Annotated in this window: 14 protein-coding genes; all 14 read right to left on the bottom strand. The window is 57.4% G+C overall.

Annotation, left to right across the window (positions count from 1 at the left end; all coding sequences use genetic code 11):
- Position 1: 1 nt before the first annotated feature.
- The 14 genes from hybE to tssM all read right to left on the bottom strand — a co-directional run bounded on the left by hybE (position 2) and on the right by tssM (position 18,945).
- Positions 2-514, bottom strand: a complete 513-nt coding sequence (gene hybE, locus ACT5M9_RS21000) for a hydrogenase-2 assembly chaperone (RefSeq protein WP_457979150.1) — start codon at positions 512-514, stop codon at positions 2-4.
- Positions 496-1,011, bottom strand: a complete 516-nt coding sequence (locus ACT5M9_RS20995; protein ID WP_457979151.1) for a HyaD/HybD family hydrogenase maturation endopeptidase — start codon at positions 1,009-1,011, stop codon at positions 496-498. Before ACT5M9_RS20995 ends, hybE begins: the two co-directional genes overlap by 19 nt.
- Complete coding sequence (gene hybC / locus ACT5M9_RS20990) at positions 1,011-2,714, bottom strand: hydrogenase 2 large subunit (protein WP_457979152.1); 1,704 nt, start codon at positions 2,712-2,714, stop codon at positions 1,011-1,013. Before hybC ends, ACT5M9_RS20995 begins: the two co-directional genes overlap by 1 nt.
- Entirely contained in the window at positions 2,711-3,898 is a 1,188-nt protein-coding gene (gene hybB / locus ACT5M9_RS20985; RefSeq protein WP_438549578.1) for a Ni/Fe-hydrogenase cytochrome b subunit, read from the bottom strand. Before hybB ends, hybC begins: the two co-directional genes overlap by 4 nt.
- Positions 3,891-4,928, bottom strand: a complete 1,038-nt coding sequence (hybA, locus tag ACT5M9_RS20980) for a hydrogenase 2 operon protein HybA (RefSeq protein WP_457979155.1) — start codon at positions 4,926-4,928, stop codon at positions 3,891-3,893. Before hybA ends, hybB begins: the two co-directional genes overlap by 8 nt.
- Positions 4,925-6,058 carry a hydrogenase 2 small subunit gene (gene hybO, locus ACT5M9_RS20975; RefSeq protein WP_457979156.1) on the bottom strand — a complete coding sequence of 378 codons (1,134 nt, stop codon included), beginning with the start codon at positions 6,056-6,058 and terminating at the stop codon, positions 4,925-4,927. The genes hybA and hybO overlap by 4 nt, the downstream gene beginning before the upstream one ends.
- Positions 6,059-6,705: 647 nt before the next feature.
- Positions 6,706-7,521, bottom strand: coding sequence for a hypothetical protein (locus tag ACT5M9_RS20970; RefSeq protein WP_457979158.1), 816 nt, complete (start codon positions 7,519-7,521; stop codon positions 6,706-6,708).
- A 30-nt stretch (positions 7,522-7,551) separates the two neighbouring features.
- Positions 7,552-8,001 carry a hypothetical protein gene (locus ACT5M9_RS20965; RefSeq protein ID WP_457979160.1) on the bottom strand — a complete coding sequence of 150 codons (450 nt, stop codon included), beginning with the start codon at positions 7,999-8,001 and terminating at the stop codon, positions 7,552-7,554.
- Between the two features lie 288 nt (positions 8,002-8,289).
- Positions 8,290-8,784, bottom strand: a complete 495-nt coding sequence (locus ACT5M9_RS20960) for a hypothetical protein (protein ID WP_457979162.1) — start codon at positions 8,782-8,784, stop codon at positions 8,290-8,292.
- Positions 8,781-11,321: a hypothetical protein gene (locus tag ACT5M9_RS20955; RefSeq protein WP_457979163.1), complete on the bottom strand. Its 2,541-nt coding sequence runs from the start codon at positions 11,319-11,321 to the stop codon at positions 8,781-8,783. The genes ACT5M9_RS20960 and ACT5M9_RS20955 overlap by 4 nt, the downstream gene beginning before the upstream one ends.
- 9 nt (positions 11,322-11,330) lie before the next feature.
- The gene (locus tag ACT5M9_RS20950; protein ID WP_457979165.1) at positions 11,331-13,391 is read right to left on the bottom strand and encodes a type VI secretion system Vgr family protein; all 2,061 of its coding nucleotides are present in this window, start codon (positions 13,389-13,391) and stop codon (positions 11,331-11,333) included.
- Positions 13,392-13,401: 10 nt separating this feature from the next.
- Positions 13,402-13,689 carry a type VI secretion system PAAR protein gene (locus tag ACT5M9_RS20945; protein ID WP_042642424.1) on the bottom strand — a complete coding sequence of 96 codons (288 nt, stop codon included), beginning with the start codon at positions 13,687-13,689 and terminating at the stop codon, positions 13,402-13,404.
- Positions 13,690-13,989: 300 nt separating this feature from the next.
- Complete coding sequence (locus tag ACT5M9_RS20940) at positions 13,990-15,411, bottom strand: VasL domain-containing protein (RefSeq protein ID WP_457979167.1); 1,422 nt, start codon at positions 15,409-15,411, stop codon at positions 13,990-13,992.
- A 42-nt stretch (positions 15,412-15,453) separates the two neighbouring features.
- A complete protein-coding gene (gene tssM, locus ACT5M9_RS20935; RefSeq protein WP_457979168.1) occupies positions 15,454-18,945 on the bottom strand; it encodes a type VI secretion system membrane subunit TssM in 3,492 nt (1,163 codons plus the stop codon).
- Positions 18,946-18,950 lie beyond the last annotated feature (5 nt).

Raw genomic sequence — 18,950 nt, 5'->3', positions numbered from 1 at the left:
GCTAGCCCTGCCGGGCCCCCAGCAGTCGTCTGCGCCCCAGATCCACGGCCCCGGCCCCGTCCTGCTGCACGGGCAGGGAGAGCAGCATCTTGTGCACGCTGCCCACCAGGGCCGCCCCTTCCTTCGCACCTAGGTGCGGGTCCAGGGGGGACATCAGGGAGCAGGCGAGCAGTTGTCCCAGCTCGGGCAGTTCCCCCACCATAAAGGTCAGGTTGCCACAGGGCAGTTGCAGGGCAATGCGGGACGCCAGTGGGCGCACGGGCCAGCACTGATCCGGCCCCGGCAGCACCACCACGCTCAGCATCCAGGGGGTGAGCACCACCCCGAGCCACTGCCCCTCATAGAGGGCGCACTCCGCCAGGATGGGCATGGCCGGGTGGTAGAAGGGCAGTGCCTGCATCTCCTCCCGGGCGATGCGCTCATATTGGGCCATCAGGATTGGCGCGGGATCGACGGCAAAGCCGACGCACTCCTCCACCGCTTCTTGCACGTCGGTCAGATAGGATTGCGCCATGCAGCCTCCCGCTCCGTTTCGGTGAGGGGAATGGCCGGACAGCCGAGCTCGGCCAACAAGGCCAGGATCCGCGCCTTGGCCTCTATCATCCCTGCGGCCACCACAGGGGTGAGGCCGATGCGGGGCTCGAGGGACAGGGGCTCGACCCCGACCAGGGTGAGCCGTCTTGGGGACTCCCCGGTCAGTTGCAGGGCCGAGAGCACGTCCGCCAGCCCCAGCTGATGGGGGGAGATCTTGCGGCCAAACAGCGCCGGGATCTCCTCGTCCTGCAGGGTCACGACGGTGCCGGGCGGATTGGAACTCAGCACCGCATCCGCCACTATGATGTGGTCGCGGCTCGCCATCGCTTCGAGCAGCTCCATGCCGGCGGTGCCGCCGTCCAGCAGCTCGATGCCGGGGGCGAAGCGGTATTCCCGCTCCAGCGCCTCGACGATGCGCACCCCTACCGCCTCGTCGCTCAGCAAGAGATTGCCCACGCCCAGGATCAGGGTGTTCATCACAGCACCTTAACCCGAGTCACGTCACCGCTTTGGGTATCCACCACGTGGACCGCGCAGGACATGCAGGGGTCGAACGAGTGAATAGTGCGTACCACTTCCAGCGGCTTGGCCGGGTCGGCCACCGGGGTGCCCACCAGAGACTGCTCGTAGGGGCCGGGCTCGTCGTTGAAGTTGCGCGGACCCGAGTTCCAGGTCGACGGCACCACCGCCTGGTAGTTCTCAATCTTGCCCCCCTTGATAACCACCCAGTGGGAGAGCATGCCCCGCGGCGCCTCTTCGAAGCCCACCCCGCGAAACTCCTTGTCAGCCGGGATCTCGGCCTTGATGTAGGCGGTCGTGTCCCCCTTGCCGATGTTGTCGATGAGCGCCTGCCACTGGTGGGAAAGCGTATCTTTGAGCACGCAGCAGCGCACCGAGCGACCTATGATGCGCCCCAGGGTGGAGTGCAGCTGCTTCGTCTTGATGGCAGAACCGGTCAGGGCCTGATAGATGCCATTGAGCTGATCGAAATGCGCCACCGTGCCCGGGTGCTTGGCCGCGAGCTTCACCAGCAGGTCCGCGAGCGGCCCTACTTCCACCACCTTGCCGTAGAAGGTGGGAGATTTGACCCAGGAATACTTGCCGTCATCCTGCCAGCCGGTGTAATCCGGCTCTGTCTTGCCTTCCCAGGGCTTGAGGGGCTCATCGTCCTTGTACCAGGCGTGCTTGTTGCTCTCGACGATACCGTCCATCAGCCAGGCATCCTGATGGCTGTCGATGGGGCGATAATTCGCCAGATCCCCGTTCTCGATATAGCCCCCCGGCAGCAGGAAGCTGCCGCCCTCCCCGTCGGTGGGGAGCTCGGGGGCGCAGAGGTAGTGCTTGGCCCCCTGCCCCAGGCTCAGCCACTCGGGATAGTGGGCGGCGATGATGGCGGCATCCACCTTGTAGACCTGCTCGATGAACTCGCCGAGCCGGTCGATGAAGCTCTTCACGTAGAGCAGGCGCTCCAGGTTCAGCACGCTCGGGGCGTCCAGGTTGATGGGGTTCGCCACCCCGCCCACAGCCAGGTTCTGGATGTGCGGCGACTTGCCCCCCAGGATGGCGACGATGCGGTTGGCATCCCGCTGGCACTCCAGGGCCTGCAGGTAGTGGGCCACGGCGATGAGATTCACCTCCGGGCTCAGCTTCATGGCCTTGTGGCCCCAGTAGCCGTTGGCGAAGATGCCGAGCTGGCCGCTCGCTACCAGGGCGCGGATCTTCTCCTGCACCTTGGTGAGCTCGGCGGCGCTGTTGAGGGACCAGGTCGATACCCCCTTGAGCATGTCCGCCGCCTTCTGGGGGTTGGCCTCGAGGGCCGCCGTGATGTCCACCCAGTCCAGCGCCGAGAGCTGGTAGAAGTGGACTATGTGATCGTGGATGTTGTGGGCCGCGACGATGAGGTTGCGGATGTATTGCGCATTGACCGGCACCTTGGCGCCGATGGCGTTCTCCACCGCCCGCACCGAGGCGATGGCATGGATGGAGGTACAGACCCCGCAGATGCGCTGCACTATCATCCAGGCGTCGCGCGGATCGTTGCCCTTGACGATCTCCTCCATGCCGCGCCACATGGTGCCGGACGACCAGGCCTTGGTGACGACGCCGCCTTCGATCTCACAATCGATACGCAGGTGCCCCTCGATGCGGGTGATGGGGTCTATGGTGATACGTTGGCTCATACGTTGGCTTTCCCTCGGGCCTGATAATCTTGGTGAACACGTTCAAGCGATGGCAACACCGGCAGCAGCCGGATCAGCAGCAGATAGGCGCAGACCTCGATGGCGACGAAGCCAAGGGAGATGAGCACCTCTTCGGTACTGGGGAAGTAGTGGTAGCCATTGCCGGGGTTGAAGGCGAGCAGGGAGTAATCCAGTCGCCAGAGGGCGGCGCCCAGCAGCATGCTGAGGGCCCCCAGGAACAACATGCGGGAATCCCGGCGGCTCTTGTCCCAGTGGAACACCAGCAGCGGGAATATCATCAGCGCTATCTCGCTCCAGAACATGATGGCGTAGCGGTTGAAGTCCGACAGGTATTCCGACTTGTCGTTGATGACGATCTCCGCGAAGCGCAGGGCCACGAACAGGATCAGGAAGATGTCGATCACCTGGGTCAACTTGTAGAACAGCGGCTTCTCGTTGGGGCCGCGCCCCGCGAGCCCTGCCTGCACGAGCGACCCTTCAAACACGACGATGGAGAAGCCCATGATGAAGGCGGTCAGCAGGGAGAAGACTGGCAGCAGCTCGTAGCTCTGCCAGAGCGGATGGATCTTCTCTCCCGCCACTATCATCAGGGATCCCATGGAGGACTGGTGCATGGTGGGCAACAGGGCGCCGAGGGCCAGGATGAAGAACATGATCTTGTTGAGTCGCGCCATGGTGGTCTTCCAGCCGAATTTCTCCAGCAGCACGGGGGCGAACTCCAGCACCATGACCCCGATGTAGATGGTCATGCAGACCGCCGTCTCGAACAGCACGGATGAGGTGTTGAAGTGACCCGGCAGGTAGAAGTAAGGCAGGTTCCAGTAGCGCCCCACATCTATGGTGATGGAGAGGCCGCCCAGCGAATAGCCGAACAGGCTGGCCAGTAGCGCCGGTCGTACCAGGGGGTGATATTCGCCCCGGTTGAAGACGTAGACGGCCCAGGCCAGGGCCCAGCCACCGCAGGCGAAACCGGTACCGATCAAGAGATCAAAGGAGATCCAGAGCCCCCAGGGGTAGCCCCCGTTCAAGTCCGTGACCGACCCCAGCCCGAAGATGAGGCGCTTGAGAATTAACATGCCGCACAGCACTGCGAAGGGGGCCAGCACCAGCACGGGCCAACTGACCAGCTTGCCGCCCAGCGGACGGGCCTTGTGTTCACTCATGATCCTTGCCTCCCGTCTGTTTGCCCTGATCCTGCGGCTTGCCCTGGTCGTGCTCATCCCCCCGATCGTGGCGCTTGGCATTGCGGCGAATCAGCACGGACAGACCGGTCAGCACCACCATGGGCAGCACCATCCCCTTGTAGAGGGTGTGCTGGATATGTTCCGAGCGAGCGCCGGAGGAGAGCTCGGGCAAGTCAGGCATGTCCAGCTTGGTGTAAGGCACACCGGCCAGCACCAGCACCTGAGTGCCGCCCCCCTCCTTCTCGCCATAGACGTAAGGCTGGTAGTTGGGCACTTCATGCAGGTAGGGATCGTTGGCGGTGAGGGTCTGGCGCGGGTAGGCGTATTCGCTGCCCGGGGTCGCCAGCAGGCGGCGTTTGGCCTCGGCCATCAGATCCTCACGGGTGCCGAAGATGACGGCACCTGTGGGGCACACCTCGACACAGCCGGGCAGCTTGCCCTGATCGATGCGTTCAAGCCCCTTCTGGTTGCACAGCTCGCACTTGTGGATGGCACCCAGCGGGTTGTCGTACTCGTATTTCGGCACGTCGAACGGGCAACCCACCATGCAGTAACGGCAACCGGTGCAGACGTCCGGGTTGTAGTGGACTATGCCGGTCTTGGGATCCTTGCGCAGGGCCTGCACCGGGCAGACGGAGACGCAGTTGGGATCCACGCAGTGCATGCACTGCTTCTTGATGTAGGCGTAGCCATCCACCAGCTGGTCCTTGTGTTCGCCGCTGCCGCTTCGCCACACCTGGATGATATTGTTGGTGTAGGGGGTCAGCTTGTCGTTGTTGGACCAGATCCGGGCGCCGGCCGGATTGGCCGGATTGCCGTTGAGGCGCTGACACTCCGCCACACAGGCCTGGCAGCCGACGCAGAGGGTGGAGTCGTAGAGCATGCCGAGCGCCCCAGGGATGGGCGGCTTGTTCTTGGCCGCCGCCATGGCGCTGCCGGGCATGGCCGCCCCCGCAGCCATGGCACCCACGGAGGCAAATTTGAGGAAGTTGCGTCTGTTCACGGTCATTCCCCCCGTGAGGTGTGCTGCTCGGCTTCGTGGCGCTTCTGCTGGCGACCGAGCTCGCGCACCGTCATCAGGCTCACCCCCACCAGCACCCCGAGGGCACCGCCGATGAGGCCGGTGGCCGTGGGGGACATGTGCCCCCCCTCCTGGATGGCCACATCGGGTTTCTCTACCCGCGGGGTGGGATTTTCCACCTTGGCGAGCTGGAAGATCCCCTTGCTGAAACCGACCCCCTGTTCGTTGCAGCCATAGCAGGGGTGACCTATGCCCACGGGCCAGATGCCACCGCCGATATCGCAGAACTCCAGGGTCGAGCAGTTGCCGTAGGTCTCCGGCCCCTTGCAGCCTAGGTGATAGAGACACCAGCCCTGACGGTGGCCCTCGTCACCAAACTCCTTGGCGAAACGGCCAGCGTCGAAGTGCGGGCGGCGCTCGCAGTTTTCGTGGATGAGCCGCTCATAGGCAAACAGCGGCCGCTTCTTGGCATCGAGCGCCGGCAGCTTGCCGTAGGTGATGTAGTAGGCGACCGTGGTGAGGAAGTTGTGGGGGTTGGGCGGACAGCCCGGGATATTGATAATCGGCGTGCCGAGGTTGCCGAGGGCCTCTTCCAGGCTGACGGCGCCGGTGGGGTTGCCACCGCTGGCGGGCACCCCGCCCCAGGCGGAGCAGGATCCGATGGCGATGACGGCGGCCGCATCGCTGGCGGCGCGGCGAATATGGTCGACGATGGGCTCCCCCGCCACCATGCAGTAGACGCCCCCATCCTTGAGGGGGATGGAGCCATCCACCACCAGCACATACTTGCCTTTATAGCGCTCCATGGCGTTGTGCTTGTTCTCTTCCGCCTGATGGCCAAAGGCCGCCGAGAGTACCTCGTGATACTCCAGCGAAATGGTGTTGAGGATCAGGTTCTCTATGGTGGGGTGGGTGGCGCGCAGCAGCGACTCGGTACAACCGGTACACTCCTGCGCCCCTATCCAGATCACCGGCGGCCGCTGCGGGCTGGTGAGTGCAGTGGCCATCTTGGCCACTGCATTCTGGCTTAACCCCAGGGTTGCGGCCATCCCGGCGCACAATTTCATAAAATCACGGCGATTAATTCCATGAGCCGATAAAAAATTATCCGCGACCATTCGTCTTATTCCCGTCAGTGAGCATTATTTGACAAATGCTTAATTGCGGAAATGCTATGCCTCCTCCCCCACCCTGATGTTGATCTCCATCAAGTCAGGGGACATTAGCCGACTAGAAAACTCATCACGAAAAATAAAAAATCCATATACGGCAATGGTTTATCGAAAATCATTCTCAACTAACCAATACCCATTAGGGGTTATTAATTGATCGCTTGGAATTAAAAACATTTAAACTTCGAGTTATTCGAAGGATCCATCGCTCAAAATGAAAGCGTTGTCACAGAATCATTCTCCCGTGGCTGATATTGGACGTTATCGAGATTGGGCTCGCAATTTTGCTAAGTGGGGCCCGCAAAGAAGGCTTGAAAAAAGCAGTACAGGACTGATTAATTAATCAAACCTGGATTGCTAATCATCAGGACCTGCCACAGCTGCCTACACCCAACTTGCTGCTGCCGCACCATAAATAGATCTCAAACGGAGCTTGGCTGGCAAAATTCCCGGTAAAAAAGAAAACAACTGAGCTCGATGCTTAGATGAAAGAGAACGAACTTGGGAGCCGTAACTACGCGATCCTGGATATAAAAACACCGGCCTTAAGCCGGTGTCGAAAGATAATATAATCTGTATAAACAAGAAATGCTTCATGTACATGAGATGACAGATAATTGCTTGCCATTCTGGATCACCGATATCTCGCCTTTATCCGGTGACACATTGTACATAGTGTTTTTATTCTTAAAGCTAAATGTCTCACCCATCAATGAGAAATCATTAAGGGATAGCTCCTTTCCCTGCTTGCCATAATTATATGTTATATCTCCAGAGAAAGGAGAATAACATAAGTTCAGATTCTTCCCAGTTTTTGTCTTACAGTAATAAAATACGCTCTCATCACTGTCACAAATTTTATTTCCAGTACGCTCTGACAATGCATTTATCTCGATGTATCTCATGTCACGGTATAAATCTGACACTTTATCATTACTCGCAAGACTATAAGGAGCATTGATAATTTTGCTTATGATGGCTGCATCCTCGCTTGCTATTCCATCCAAATCAACGGCAGAAATCTCATTGCTTTTATTTATTTCACCAATACCACTTACTCGCTCCTCACCTGAACTCGTTGAGATAGATGCACTACCTATATAATTAAAATCCCTAGAAACATCAAAATAATATACAGCACTCAGTATTGGTCTATCAGCAGATACAGTTATTCTTATAAGCCCATCATCATTCACTTTCTTACATGAGCTATTTCCAGAAGGAAATGGAGCTGTGAACGTCCGCCCTCTTCCGCTATGCATTATCGATAAGGTGCTACTTGGTTCATTATCTGAAATCTTAGTGGTAATATAATACGATATATTATCATTGCAGGTGCTATAGGCATATGTGTACATAGGAATGACACTATAAAAAGCGATGTACAACCTTCTTGAAAAAATATTCATTAATCTGTACCAGAAACAACATTAAAGATATTATCTTTCAGGATAGCATCCCAATGCATCTTCTTTATCACATTGTAGCAAGGGGATAAGATCCACAAGTTTGTTTGTAATTATTTTTCTGCAAGGGATGTTATATTCTTTTTCGGATATAGTTACTATTACACCTGACATTTCTTCATTTCCTTCGTAGTTACTAAAAACCGAATACTTGTATTTCCCTTTGCTGAAAGAAACCTTTCCATATTCAGCCTGGTATCTATAGTAATAATTATGACTAAATCCACTAAACCCATCTCCCAATGAGTGATAAGAAAGCTCAGTCTTATCACCATTCGAGAATTCATAACTCAATCTATTTCCATCAACGAATAATTTAACGTCACCTTTATCAGTCTCACAAAAAAAGTATACTACTTCGTTTCCATATGACGATGTAGAAGTTAATAAAAGCAATGTAAACATATAAAAATCATATCTCATTACACCTCCCCCATCTTATACTAACTTATCATAGCAGTTATATTTAAGAAGCATTAAAAGTTAGTGCGAACACCAATGAGAGTTAATAACAAAAACAATCTAACCTAAAGAAACCCACTATCGTACAAATGAAGTTTAATACAATTTAAAAATAACTTTTATCGATAGTGAAATCATGAGCAGATAACCATTAATTTAAAAATATTGGGTAGTTAACAGCTATTTTAAAATAACAAGACAACTTTTTAATCACATGACTCTAAATTAGAGTCATGTGGCGAAGTTCATTTAATTAGGAAAATCGAAATTACTGTTTCTAACATCCTCATCGCCAATTTCAACTATAGAATTGCTAGATATATTTTTATCCCCAAAAGAATTATCTACGCATAATTTGTCATGCCCAAGGCGCTCCCCATTTCGCTTAACAGACAAAAATGCTTTAGCATTTATTGTTTCTTGTGGAATACCAAATGAGTATGAATATTCACCACGTTTAAACCCAAGATAGACAGTATAGGTTCCTGCATCAGTCCACCTCTGAAGTTGATTTCTATTAGTAAATTCAACTGCCAATTCAGTAGCATTTTTTCTACCAAATCGGTAATTTATCACATCTGTTTTTTTGTCTAAACAGAATGATATCAACCTCTGTTTTGGCTCATCTATCTTACATGCAGCAATCTCTATCTCACCAGATGTGCATAAGTTAATTTCGCTACCATTTGCACTGATGACATATGAAGTGGCAATTGTAATAATTAATATTGACAGATAGTTCATTTTAAAATAGTCTCTATGATTTTATACGCTTCTTTCCGCTCATCAAGGCCTACACTGCCTCCATTTACCCGTCTTGTAACACTTGGCACATCACTAAATCCGTTGTTATTATCACTTAAATAAACCTTGTATTTAAACCAAAACCACAGTGCACTTCTAATTGCTGTCGGCATTACATTTATAACATTAGGCTGCTCTACTGCATCAGGGACGTCTCCTGACCAATAAGATGAATATTCAGACTTAAAGCCATTATACTTTTCGTAACCAGTAATTTGTATTAATCCTCTACCTCTAAAATTGAATCCATCACTAGGATTGGATGATCGATTTCCATTCAGTTTCTGGAAGTGTTTTCTTCCTATCGCCTGCTGATCAGCCCTACGAATGATCTTACCTTTTGAGTCTTTTTTATATCCATCAACTTCTGATTCTTGTGGGTTAGCTCTATAGTAACTACTAAATGACCTCAGAACAGCAGGAGAGTATTCCCAACTTTCTGTTCTCCCCTCCATTGTCACACCAACTTCACCTCTAATCTGAGAAAAGAAATGTCTTTGTCTAGTTCTAGTATTTAACTTAAACCGCTCGAGGTTACTATTTACTTCATCCAAAACGATATCTAAATTCGTCTTGCTAGCCTCAGGGAATATAGAACGCAGTTGTTCATAAGTAATAGATAGAGAGTGAACGTTTTTTTGTAATATTGATAACGGATAAATATGCCAAACTTCCTTATCAAGTCTTAATTTGGCAGCACTCTGCATCCACTCCAGCTTATCGATGCGCTGTTTTTCGTGATCCACCAGTTTGTCAAAATCGGGTAGGCCAATTTTAGCCATCAGCTTCTCCAGCCATAGATAACTGCTGGCGGAAGACTTCTCATACCACTCGCTGGGATGCTTGACGATAAGCTTGTTCAGTTGCTCTCTATTGCCGCTATTTTGCAAGGCAGCCTGGATCTCTTTACTGTCAAGCTCACCGCTCTTGTCGGTATCGAAGCTGTTGACCAGATCGGTGAAGAATGTCGGCGGCGCCTCGGGATCCAGATAACCGTCAGAACCTGAGCCATCGACCTTTTTAAAACCGATCTTCAGCCAGTCGTGCTGACTCAGCAGCTCCACTTGCTCTTTCTTGACATATTTACCCGATGAGGTACCAACCCACTCCTTATTTGCCACATCTTTCTCTATTTTGGGAGATTCAACCAGTTCCTCCTGACTCTTTCCACCGGTCGCCACCCACTGATCTTTACCGTCCTGCTTTTTCTTCTCATGCAAGACGAGATCCGCCGACACCTTGGCATAGGTGGCCCCCCCCTTGGTGCCCGCCTTGTTGGCCAGCACATCGTCGAGACGAGGATCCTGAGTGAAGAGTTCGAGATGTACCTGATGCTTGCTCTCTTTCCCCCCCATGAGGGAGCCCGGCGTTTCCACCAGGCCTAGGTATCCTATTGTCTCGCCTGCGGCGATGGCGACGGGGGATGGCAACACATAGAGCTCACCGAGATGGGACGGCGCCCGTGCACTCACCTTGATAAATTCATCTTCGACGCACACCCAGGCGACACCACAGCTACCTAGCGACCCTTCAATATTCGGCGTCACATATTTGCATCTGGCCATCTTGCGCGCCTTGTCACCAGTCCAATGGAATTCGAGTTGGTGCGCATCATACTGCAACTTGGTACCGACAGGCAGAGAAACACTTTTGTCTCCCGCCATCAGGCGACCTGTAGGCCCATTAGGAATAGGATCCGCACGGCCCACCATATTTGTCAGCAGTTCAGCTTCTATTTGATCGAATAGCCAGGTTGGCACATTGGGCTTGATAACACCGACGGCATCCGGGCTATTGGCTATCCAGACTGAGCTCCCTTCACTGACCAATACCCCCGCCTTCTCGGCCTCGCTCATCTGGGCACTGGAAAGCTTGCTCTTGATGATGACCCTGATGAAGTCATACTCCTTGCCCCCTACACTCCCCTTTTGGGATGGTGCACTGCTGTCCATCTCCAGTTCGGTATCCTTGGGCAGCGCGAAACGAGGCAAGGCCGCATCGGCACGTTGCTGCTCGGCATCGGGATTGGCGTGAGGAACGGAATTGCGTGCATTCCAGCCCTTTTTCAGTACCAGCTTCTCGGCGGTCTGATATTGACTCCAGGGCAGCAGATGCATATAGAGCGAATAGAAGGTGAATTCGTTTTTCGCCTTGGTCTCTGCATTGATTTTACAATATTCGTGCTGCACCAGGCAGAAGCAGTTGGAATAGCGTAGGGATTCCCCCTGGAATTCGGAGGTCAGGTAATCCTCCATCATCCTAAATGCCACTACCTTGCCATCGGCGATGGCTCTGACGGGGTATTTATCCTTGCACCAGGGGGCACTCTGATCGCTGATATGAATGCCGCCGTGCCACTTGTTGTGATTGCCGAGCAGATAATGGCCGGACTTCTCACCGTTGATCAACGCAGTCAATGCCTTGACGTCTTTAAACTCTTCCCCTGCCGCGGTGAGGATGGGAAATGCAAACTTCATGCTGCGTCCTTATTCAGAAAAGAGGTAGAAGGCCTTGGGCGTCTTCTCTACAGGTTCCTGCTCCTTGAGCAGCGCCTCCATTGTCTTCTCGGTGGGGACGGCCTTGAGCAGCTCCACCGCGTCGGGGGCTTTCACCACTTCCACGGCCTTGGGTACCACGGGAGCCTTGCCTGCCCAGCCGGAGCCGGAGCCTGCGCTACCGCCGGCGTTGAGCTTGATGGCTGGGCCCACCAACTTGATGCCGCTCGGATCCACTTTCACGAAGCTGCCTCCCCCATTGAGGGTGATCTCGGCTCCCGCCTCCAGCACCAGCTTGTCCCCCACCTTGATATGTAGCTCCTGCCCGACCTGCACCAAGAGAGACTGACCCAGCTTCTGATGCATGGATGCATCCACCGTCAGCGACAGATCGCCCTTGATGTGGTCCCGCTTCTCGCCGTTTACCGTGAGGTGATCATTGGCCTTGATCCGGGTCACCCGCTCATTGTCGATCTCCCTGTGCTCGTCGTGCTTGATGTGCCAAGCCGCGTCGTTCTCGATAAGCAGGTTCAGATCTTTCTGACCGTGGATGTAGATCTCCTCCTTGCCCGCCTGGTCTTCGAACCTCAGCTCGTTGAAGCCCTCCCCCTGATGGGTCTCGGTGCGCAGCACGGTGCGGGTCTTGTTGACCGGCAACTCGTAAGGAGGACGGTTGGTGGCGTGATAGGTACGGCCCGTGATAATCGGCTGATCCGGATCCCCTTCGAGGAAACTCACTATCACCTCGTGGCCGATGCGCGGAATGGCCATCATGCCGTACTGGCCGCCGGCCCAGCCCTGGCTCACCCGCACCCAGCAGGAGCTCTGATCGTTACTCGAACCGTAGCGGTCCCAGGGGAACTGCAGCTTTACCCGGCCATGCTCGTCGCAGTAGATCTCTTCCCCTTCCGGCCCCACCACGGTGGCGATCTGCGGACCGTCCACCATGGGCTTGTGGGGCGCCTGTGGGCTGCCGATGCGGGCCCGCCAGGTGGTACTCCCCTTCACCACCCCGAATTCGTTGTGGTAGACGGTGGGGCCGCTCCCCCCTTCTTCCTCCAGCGCCTGGGGCTGCTGGCCGGTGTGGCTGATGCGCACGATTTGCCAGTCGGCGTTGAGACTGCCGTTCGGGTGTTCGGTGAGGGAAAACGTCTGACCCGGCAGCAGGGCTGCGCAGTTGGATTTGCCACTGCCTTCCACCGCATCGTTGCGCAGGGCATCGAGCCGATACTGGGCGAAGGCCTTACCGCTCGGGTCCAGCTTGTAGCGGCCCGGGGAGTCGAAGTGCTGGTAGGTATCGCGCTGATGGGAGAGTTCGGCGCCGCGCTGCTTGTGGGAGAGGCCATAGGCCGGGGTCTTGAAGCTGTAGTCTTTAAGCTCCACATCCGACGTCCGTACCGCCTCCCGGTAATGGAACTGGCGCACATAGGGGCCCTGCTCCAAGGAGCGGTTACCCAGGTTGAAGAACAGCTCGGGGCCCGCGGTCAGCGCGGCCGCATCGTCGGCAAAGACGATACGGTGCTTGCCGGTTTCAAATTCGTGGAAGTAGAAGAGCCCCTCTTCTGCGGCGAGCCGGTTCACAAAGTCGAGGTCTGTCTCTCGGTACTGGACGCAGTATTCCCGCTGGACGTGCTCGTTTTTCAGCGCGAAGGCGTAGTCCGTGATGCCGTGCTCTTGCAAGAGGATGCTGAGGATTTCGTCCGGCTTCTGGGACTGGAAGATGCGCGAATTCTGACGAAGGGAGAGCCGCCACAGGGCCGGCTGCACCAGTAGCTGATAGCGGGTGCGGCGAAAACCGCTGTCCCCTTGGGCAAAGTCGCTCACCACACCGCACACCCGGCGCTGCAGCTCGCCGTTGTACCACACCAAGAGCTCGCAGGGCTGATCCAGCACGGCGCCGAAGTCCACGTCCGGCTGGGGACTGGCCAAGTCGAGTCTAAGCTGGAAGGGTGCGTTCAACGCCTCTTCCAGCGCAAATTCGGCCACCACGAAGGTCTCATCGGGCAGCGATCCCACCTTGACGGTAAATTGTAATCCTGTGCTGTCTGCCATGGTCGGCTCCTTATCCTGCCTGCCCGCTGCCCGAACCTATTACCACGCCACCGCAACCGATGGCGGTGCCGGTGACGGCGATGGGCTTGCCGTTCACCAGTACTGAGCCGACCCCCCCCGAGATGCTGCGGGGATGGGGGGGATTGCTCGGTTTGACATGGGGAGCCAGGGGATCCCCTTGGCGGGCCACCGGCTTGCCATCGAGGAAGACATTGGGGCTGGCGGCGATCACCGGGGAGGGATGGAAGCCGTCGTGATCGGTGCCTATGTCACCGAGCAATGCAATCGTGGGGCACATCTGAATTCTCCGTGTGGGCGAAGGGGTTGCCTTGGTGCAGCCCCTGCCATGGCCCAGACCCACCAAAGTGAGCCTCGGCCAAGGAACAGCTGGAGAGGCTACTCAGCAGCCTCCATGCCAACGTCATAATTTAATAAACATCTTTTAAATCATAATGTTATTGACTGGCTTTCGAGATTTGGCAGATCAGACTGCAACAACTTGCCCGCAACAGCACAAACACTATAAAAACCCTGTAGTAGTCAGCTGATCTATCTGCCATTTGCGCAACTTGTTGCGCGAGCCGGAAGATTAAACGCCTTAATTGCTCTGTTGCAGCTGATAGAGGCGGACATTGAGCGCCTTGAGGTCATTTTCTAGCCCCTTGAGATCCGCCGCCGTGATGGGCTCCTGGGCTGCCTTGCGCGCCTCCAGTTCGTTGAGGCGCAGGCTAAACGGGATGTTCTGCATCAGGTTCTTCTGCACCTCGTAGAGCTGGGACTTGAGGTAGGAGATGGTCACCGTCTTGCGCTGGCGCTCCAGCTCCAGCAGCTGATCGAGCAGGGCATCCACCCCGGCGCGGGCATCCAGATAGGTCGGCACGCTGATGGGATCCCCCTGCTGACCGGCAAGGGCGTTCTGCCACTGCTTGTCCAGCGCCTTCACCGCCAGGGAGTCGGGGTAGAGCATCAAGAGCGAGCTGCGCAGTCCCTCTCCATAGCGATAGCCATCAAGCGGTGATGCCTGCTCGAGGCGGGCGAGCTGGGACTGGTAGCGGGCCACCAGCTCGCTCTCCATCCCCTGCAGAGCCTGCTCACCCAATACGATGCGCGCCTGACGGATGTCGTCATAGCTGAGCACCCGCGGCAGCTCGGCGGCCGGCTGTTGCAGGCGCTGGGCGGCCAATACTTTCGCCTCCTGCTGATGCTGCCAGCCAAACCAGGCCATCACCGGCAGGGCGCAGCTGAGCAGGCCGCAGCCAAACCAGAACCAGGCGGGGCGCTGTTTGCGGTGCTGCTCTATCTTGAGCACGGTGGGCTTGACCTGACCCTTCTCCCGCCCCACCAAGATGCTGCCCTGGGGCAGATGGGGGCTCGTCTGGGCGGAGGATGAGGTACTGCCCTGATCCATGTCCCCCTTGAAATAGACCATGGGGGGGATCTGCAGCTCATCCTTGAGGCCGGGCTCGTCGGAGACGATGACGATCTCCGCCTCATCGAACAGATGGGTGTAGCCCTCGATGAAGTGCACCAGGTTCTCGACCCGGGGAATACGGCTGAGACCGGCGTTGTGCAACTTCTCGCTGATGAGTTGCAACGCACGCTCACAGCGATAGACCAGCCGCTTGTCCTCGTGGCTTATCTGGTACTGGCGAATGACGTCGCTGATGCGGGCGATGAACCAGTCCAGCATCTCGATGCGGGCCCGCTCCTGCTGCACCGGCGGCCAGAAACTGTCCCACTGGGTCACGATGAGGTTGGCCAGAAACTCGCACCCCTCGGTAAAACCGTTCAGCCCCTGCAGGCGCGAGCGCGCCAGGGTGAAGTAGATGGCGGTCTGCAGATCCACCCCGTGCTTCTCGAAGATCTGGCTCGCGAGCTGATGGATCCGAAGCCAGTCCACCTCGGGGCGCGAGGCGTGGCTGAGCTTGTTGATCTCGGCGCGCAGCGCCTCGTATTCCGGCAGCATCCTGGGGTCGCGCCCCACGTTCAGTGCCTGCTGGCCTTGCTGGTTATGTGTCATATGAGCGTCCAACGCGGTGGGGCCTGGGGCCCCACCGGATCATCAATAGAGGGATTCGGGCAACTTGAACTGGCTGAACAGGCCGCCGGTGAAGGGGTTCTGCGCGCTGTCGGTGTAGACGCGATAGGTCATGGAGCCCTGATCCACCGGGAAGCGCACATCGAAGGTCGCCTCGTTGACCTGGGTCAGCTCCCCCTTGTCCATCAGGCGGAACATGGCCCAGGGCCCGACGAAGCCTTCGCTGCGCGGGGAGCGCTCGCGGGCGGCCGGCACCAGGGTTATCTTGCTCTCGGCCCCGTCACGCATGGTGTTGGGCCACACCAATGGGATCTTGGTGCGCCGGCCGTGGGCATATTCCAGCAACTGACCGTCCAGATTCAGCACGCTGCGCCGCTTGTTGGCGGTGAGCTCGATGGGCTCGAGGGCAAATTGCACCTCCAGGTTGCCCTGCTGGCTGAAGAAGATCTGGCGGATGCGGGCGGCGCGATCCAGCTGTTTTACCAGCTCCGCCTGCACCGGAGAGCCGAGTTCCCCTTCCATCAGACCGCTCTCCACCATGGGCTTGAGGTTGACCTGATAGAAGCTGTCCAGGGTCCCGTTGGGTGCGAAGAAGCGCTCCATCTCGGACAGGGGTACGTCCTTGGACGAACCCGGCTCGAACGGATAGCGCCCCGCCAGCTGGCTGTTGAAGGGAGCCAGTACCTTGTCCTGCCACTCCTGGTTAAGAGAAGACATGGCGAGATCCACCACCAGCCGCGAGCTCTGTTCGGAGAGCTGACCCACCCAGCGATCCAGCGGCGCCGGCAGACCGCGGGCGTACTGCTGCAGCGCAAACACGGGGTCAGCGTACTTGTTGGTCAGGCGCAGTTGCACCGCTTTCAAGGCAGACTGGCCCGGCTCGGTGGCGTTGACGATGAGCTCCAGATAGTGCTGCAGCTCCACCAGCTTCTGGTTCACCTCCTGGATGAGGGGCCCCTGCTCACCGCGACCCGCCAAGGCGGCGTTGGTGGCCATGAAGGGGCGACCGATGCGGGCCGTGATGGCTTGGGCTGGATCCCCTTCCACATCGGATAGCTTGCGGATGCGGGTGTTGTCATCCAGCGCCGCCAGGACGCGCTGGAACGGCTGATCGTTGCCAGTGATGGCGGTCAGCACGTCCAGCGCCTGCTCCGGGCTCTCCAGATTCTGCACGTCCAGGTTGGTCAGCAGATTCTGCCACTGGTTGACGTAGTCGGTGACGTAGCGCTCGTTGACCTGACGGGTGATCTCCTTGCGATCCGCCTCGCTCAGCTGACTCAGCTTGCGCTGGCCCAGCACCCAGGCGTCCATGGCAGTGAGATCGATCAGTGCCTTGTCCTGCTTGAGGAAGAAGTCGCTGAAACCTGGCCAGGTCAGCAGGCGCGGCACCTGCCCCGCCTGATCGTTGCGCAGGGCGAAGACGGTGTCGAAGGTGGGCCCCACCTCATCGCGCACGTTGAGATCCGGCGGTAACTGATCCCCCGCCTTCACCACCAGGTTCTGGTAGACCCTCTGATACATGGGCAACTTGCCAAGCTCGCGCTGGGCGCCGTACACCGGCTCCTTGAAGGGGACGAAGGCGGTGATGGCGGCCTGATCCTTGGCCACCCTGGCACCATACCAGTCGGTGTGATCCAGGGCGTAATCCAGGTGCCCCATCAGCTGCTCCTGCACCGGCCCCTGGCCCGGGAAGGCCCGTTGCCAACGGCTCGCCATGTACTGCGCCACCAGCTCCTTGTTACGGCCGGAGGCATCGTCCAGCATCCGCATCACCCGCAGGATGGAGAGCTTCTCCTCGCTACCGGCTGGCGCCAGTTCGAGATCATCCATCAGTCCCTGCATCTGGGCCGGCAGGAAACGCAGGCTCAGCAGTTGCAGGTAGGAGCCCTCTACATAGGGGCCGATCTCGTCCCCCTGATAGAGGCCAAGATCCGCCACCAGCGGGGTGCGCTCGCGGTAGTTGCCAAAGGAGAGGGTCGCCTCGCGAATGAGGTTCAAACGCGGCAACTGGCTCACCCCGAAGGCGTGATCGTCGGTCAGCTCGCGGGTGCTGGTGAAGGCCTGGGCCTTGGTCAGCACGTTGCGCCCAGCCTCTTCATTCACCCGGTAGAAATAGTGCCAGCCGCCGATGAGGGCCGCCGAGAAGAGGGAGAGGCACCCGATGCCGATGGCCATGCGACGACGGCGATAGAGGGTATGCAACCGGTTCTCCCCGGCCAGATGAGCCTCGGGGAAGATGATGCCTGAGAAGAGTTTTCGCACGAAATAGGTGTTGGACTCCCCGCGCAGGGCCGAGTGAATGGGCTCCGGCAGGTTGTAGCGGCGGGAGGCCGCCTGGGCGAACGCATCGAACGGCACCCCTTGCTGATAGACGGAGCTGATGTAGACACCGCGCACCAACAGCGGCTTGCTCTCCTCGATGGCCAGGGTTTCATCCAGCAGGCTGGTCACATAGTCCTTGAGCCCCGCCAGCTGACGCACGAAGGAGAACAGCGCGCTGCGCTGACCGGCATCCAGCCTCGACAGCATCAGCTCGGGCAGGTTCTGGTTGAGGTTGTCCACCCACTGATCCCAGAACTGGGCCAGCTCCTGCTGCCAGTCGTGATGACCGCTCGGGTTGAAGGTCACCCCCAGCACGGCCTCGCGGGCCTCCTTGTCCAGTTGCTCGTACACCACATCGAACCCGCGCAGCAAGTCGAGCTTGGTGAAGGTGACATAGAGGGGCAGCCGGGTGTTCATGGTGGCCGACACCTCCTGCAGGCGCGAGCGCATCAGTTGGGCATAGGCCTTGCGCTCCGCCACGCTGGCGTAGGAGAGCCAGGCCAGGTCCACCGTCAGCACCAGGCCGTTGAGGGGCTGGCGACGGCGATGCTCGCACAGCCAGTTCAGCAGGTGCAGCCAGAGCCGCTCGTGCTTGCGCGCCAGCGGATCCAGCTCGGGTTCTGATTGGGACAAGAGCTCGCCGGCGGGATCCAGCATCACGGCCTGCTCCCCCAGCCAGCAGTCGATCAGCTGATCCTGTGCCACGTCCCTGAGCTCGGTATCGAGTCTCGGGTTGAGCTTGTTGGCCGGGTTGGCCCTGTGAATGAGACTGCTCTTGCCGCTGCCGGGCAGCCCCAGCACCAGGTACCAGGGCATGGCGTAGCGGGCCCCCTTGCCGAGGTGCTCATCGAGGGCCTGCAGCCAGCGTCCCAGGAACAGTCCCTGGCGATCCAGCAGACCCTGCACCGGATCTTGCTCCAGTACCGTCTCTTGCTGACGCTCGGCCTTGAGCTGCTGCATCTTGCGCCACATCCGCCAGGAGAGTACCCCCAGCAGCAACCAGAGCCAGAGCAGGGTGAACACCACCCGTCCCCACAGAGGCTCGAGTGGCTTCGCATCGCGGATCTCGAGGCGGGGGCCGAGCCACCACGCCAGGATCAGGGCGACAACCCAGAGTACTGCGCCGAGCAGGGGCCAGGAGGGTTTCAATTTCGGCAGCTGTTGCCGCAGAAAGGTAAAAATGGTCTTGAACATAAAAT

This window comes from Aeromonas sp. AE23HZ002T15 (assembly GCF_054165525.2).
Note: the sequence above shows the minus strand (reverse complement) of the source record. Positions and strands in the feature narration are given on the sequence as shown.

Bases quoted from the DNA above. Each gene is read 5' to 3' on its own strand.
- ACT5M9_RS20960 (WP_457979162.1), bottom strand. From the start codon at position 8,784: ATGAACTATCTGTCAATATTAATTATTACAATTGCCACTTCATATGTC.
- ACT5M9_RS20970 (WP_457979158.1), bottom strand. From the start codon at position 7,521: ATGAATATTTTTTCAAGAAGGTTGTACATCGCTTTTTATAGTGTCATT.
- tssM (WP_457979168.1), bottom strand. From the start codon at position 18,945: ATGTTCAAGACCATTTTTACCTTTCTGCGGCAACAGCTGCCGAAATTG.
- hybC (WP_457979152.1), bottom strand. From the start codon at position 2,714: ATGAGCCAACGTATCACCATAGACCCCATCACCCGCATCGAGGGGCAC.
- hybB (WP_438549578.1), bottom strand. From the start codon at position 3,898: ATGAGTGAACACAAGGCCCGTCCGCTGGGCGGCAAGCTGGTCAGTTGG.
- ACT5M9_RS20955 (WP_457979163.1), bottom strand. From the start codon at position 11,321: ATGAAGTTTGCATTTCCCATCCTCACCGCGGCAGGGGAAGAGTTTAAA.
- ACT5M9_RS20945 (WP_042642424.1), bottom strand. From the start codon at position 13,689: ATGTGCCCCACGATTGCATTGCTCGGTGACATAGGCACCGATCACGAC.
- hybE (WP_457979150.1), bottom strand. From the start codon at position 514: ATGGCGCAATCCTATCTGACCGACGTGCAAGAAGCGGTGGAGGAGTGC.
- ACT5M9_RS20950 (WP_457979165.1), bottom strand. From the start codon at position 13,391: ATGGCAGACAGCACAGGATTACAATTTACCGTCAAGGTGGGATCGCTG.
- hybA (WP_457979155.1), bottom strand. From the start codon at position 4,928: ATGACCGTGAACAGACGCAACTTCCTCAAATTTGCCTCCGTGGGTGCC.
- hybO (WP_457979156.1), bottom strand. From the start codon at position 6,058: ATGGTCGCGGATAATTTTTTATCGGCTCATGGAATTAATCGCCGTGAT.
- ACT5M9_RS20965 (WP_457979160.1), bottom strand. From the start codon at position 8,001: ATGAGATATGATTTTTATATGTTTACATTGCTTTTATTAACTTCTACA.
- ACT5M9_RS20995 (WP_457979151.1), bottom strand. From the start codon at position 1,011: ATGAACACCCTGATCCTGGGCGTGGGCAATCTCTTGCTGAGCGACGAG.
- ACT5M9_RS20940 (WP_457979167.1), bottom strand. From the start codon at position 15,411: ATGACACATAACCAGCAAGGCCAGCAGGCACTGAACGTGGGGCGCGAC.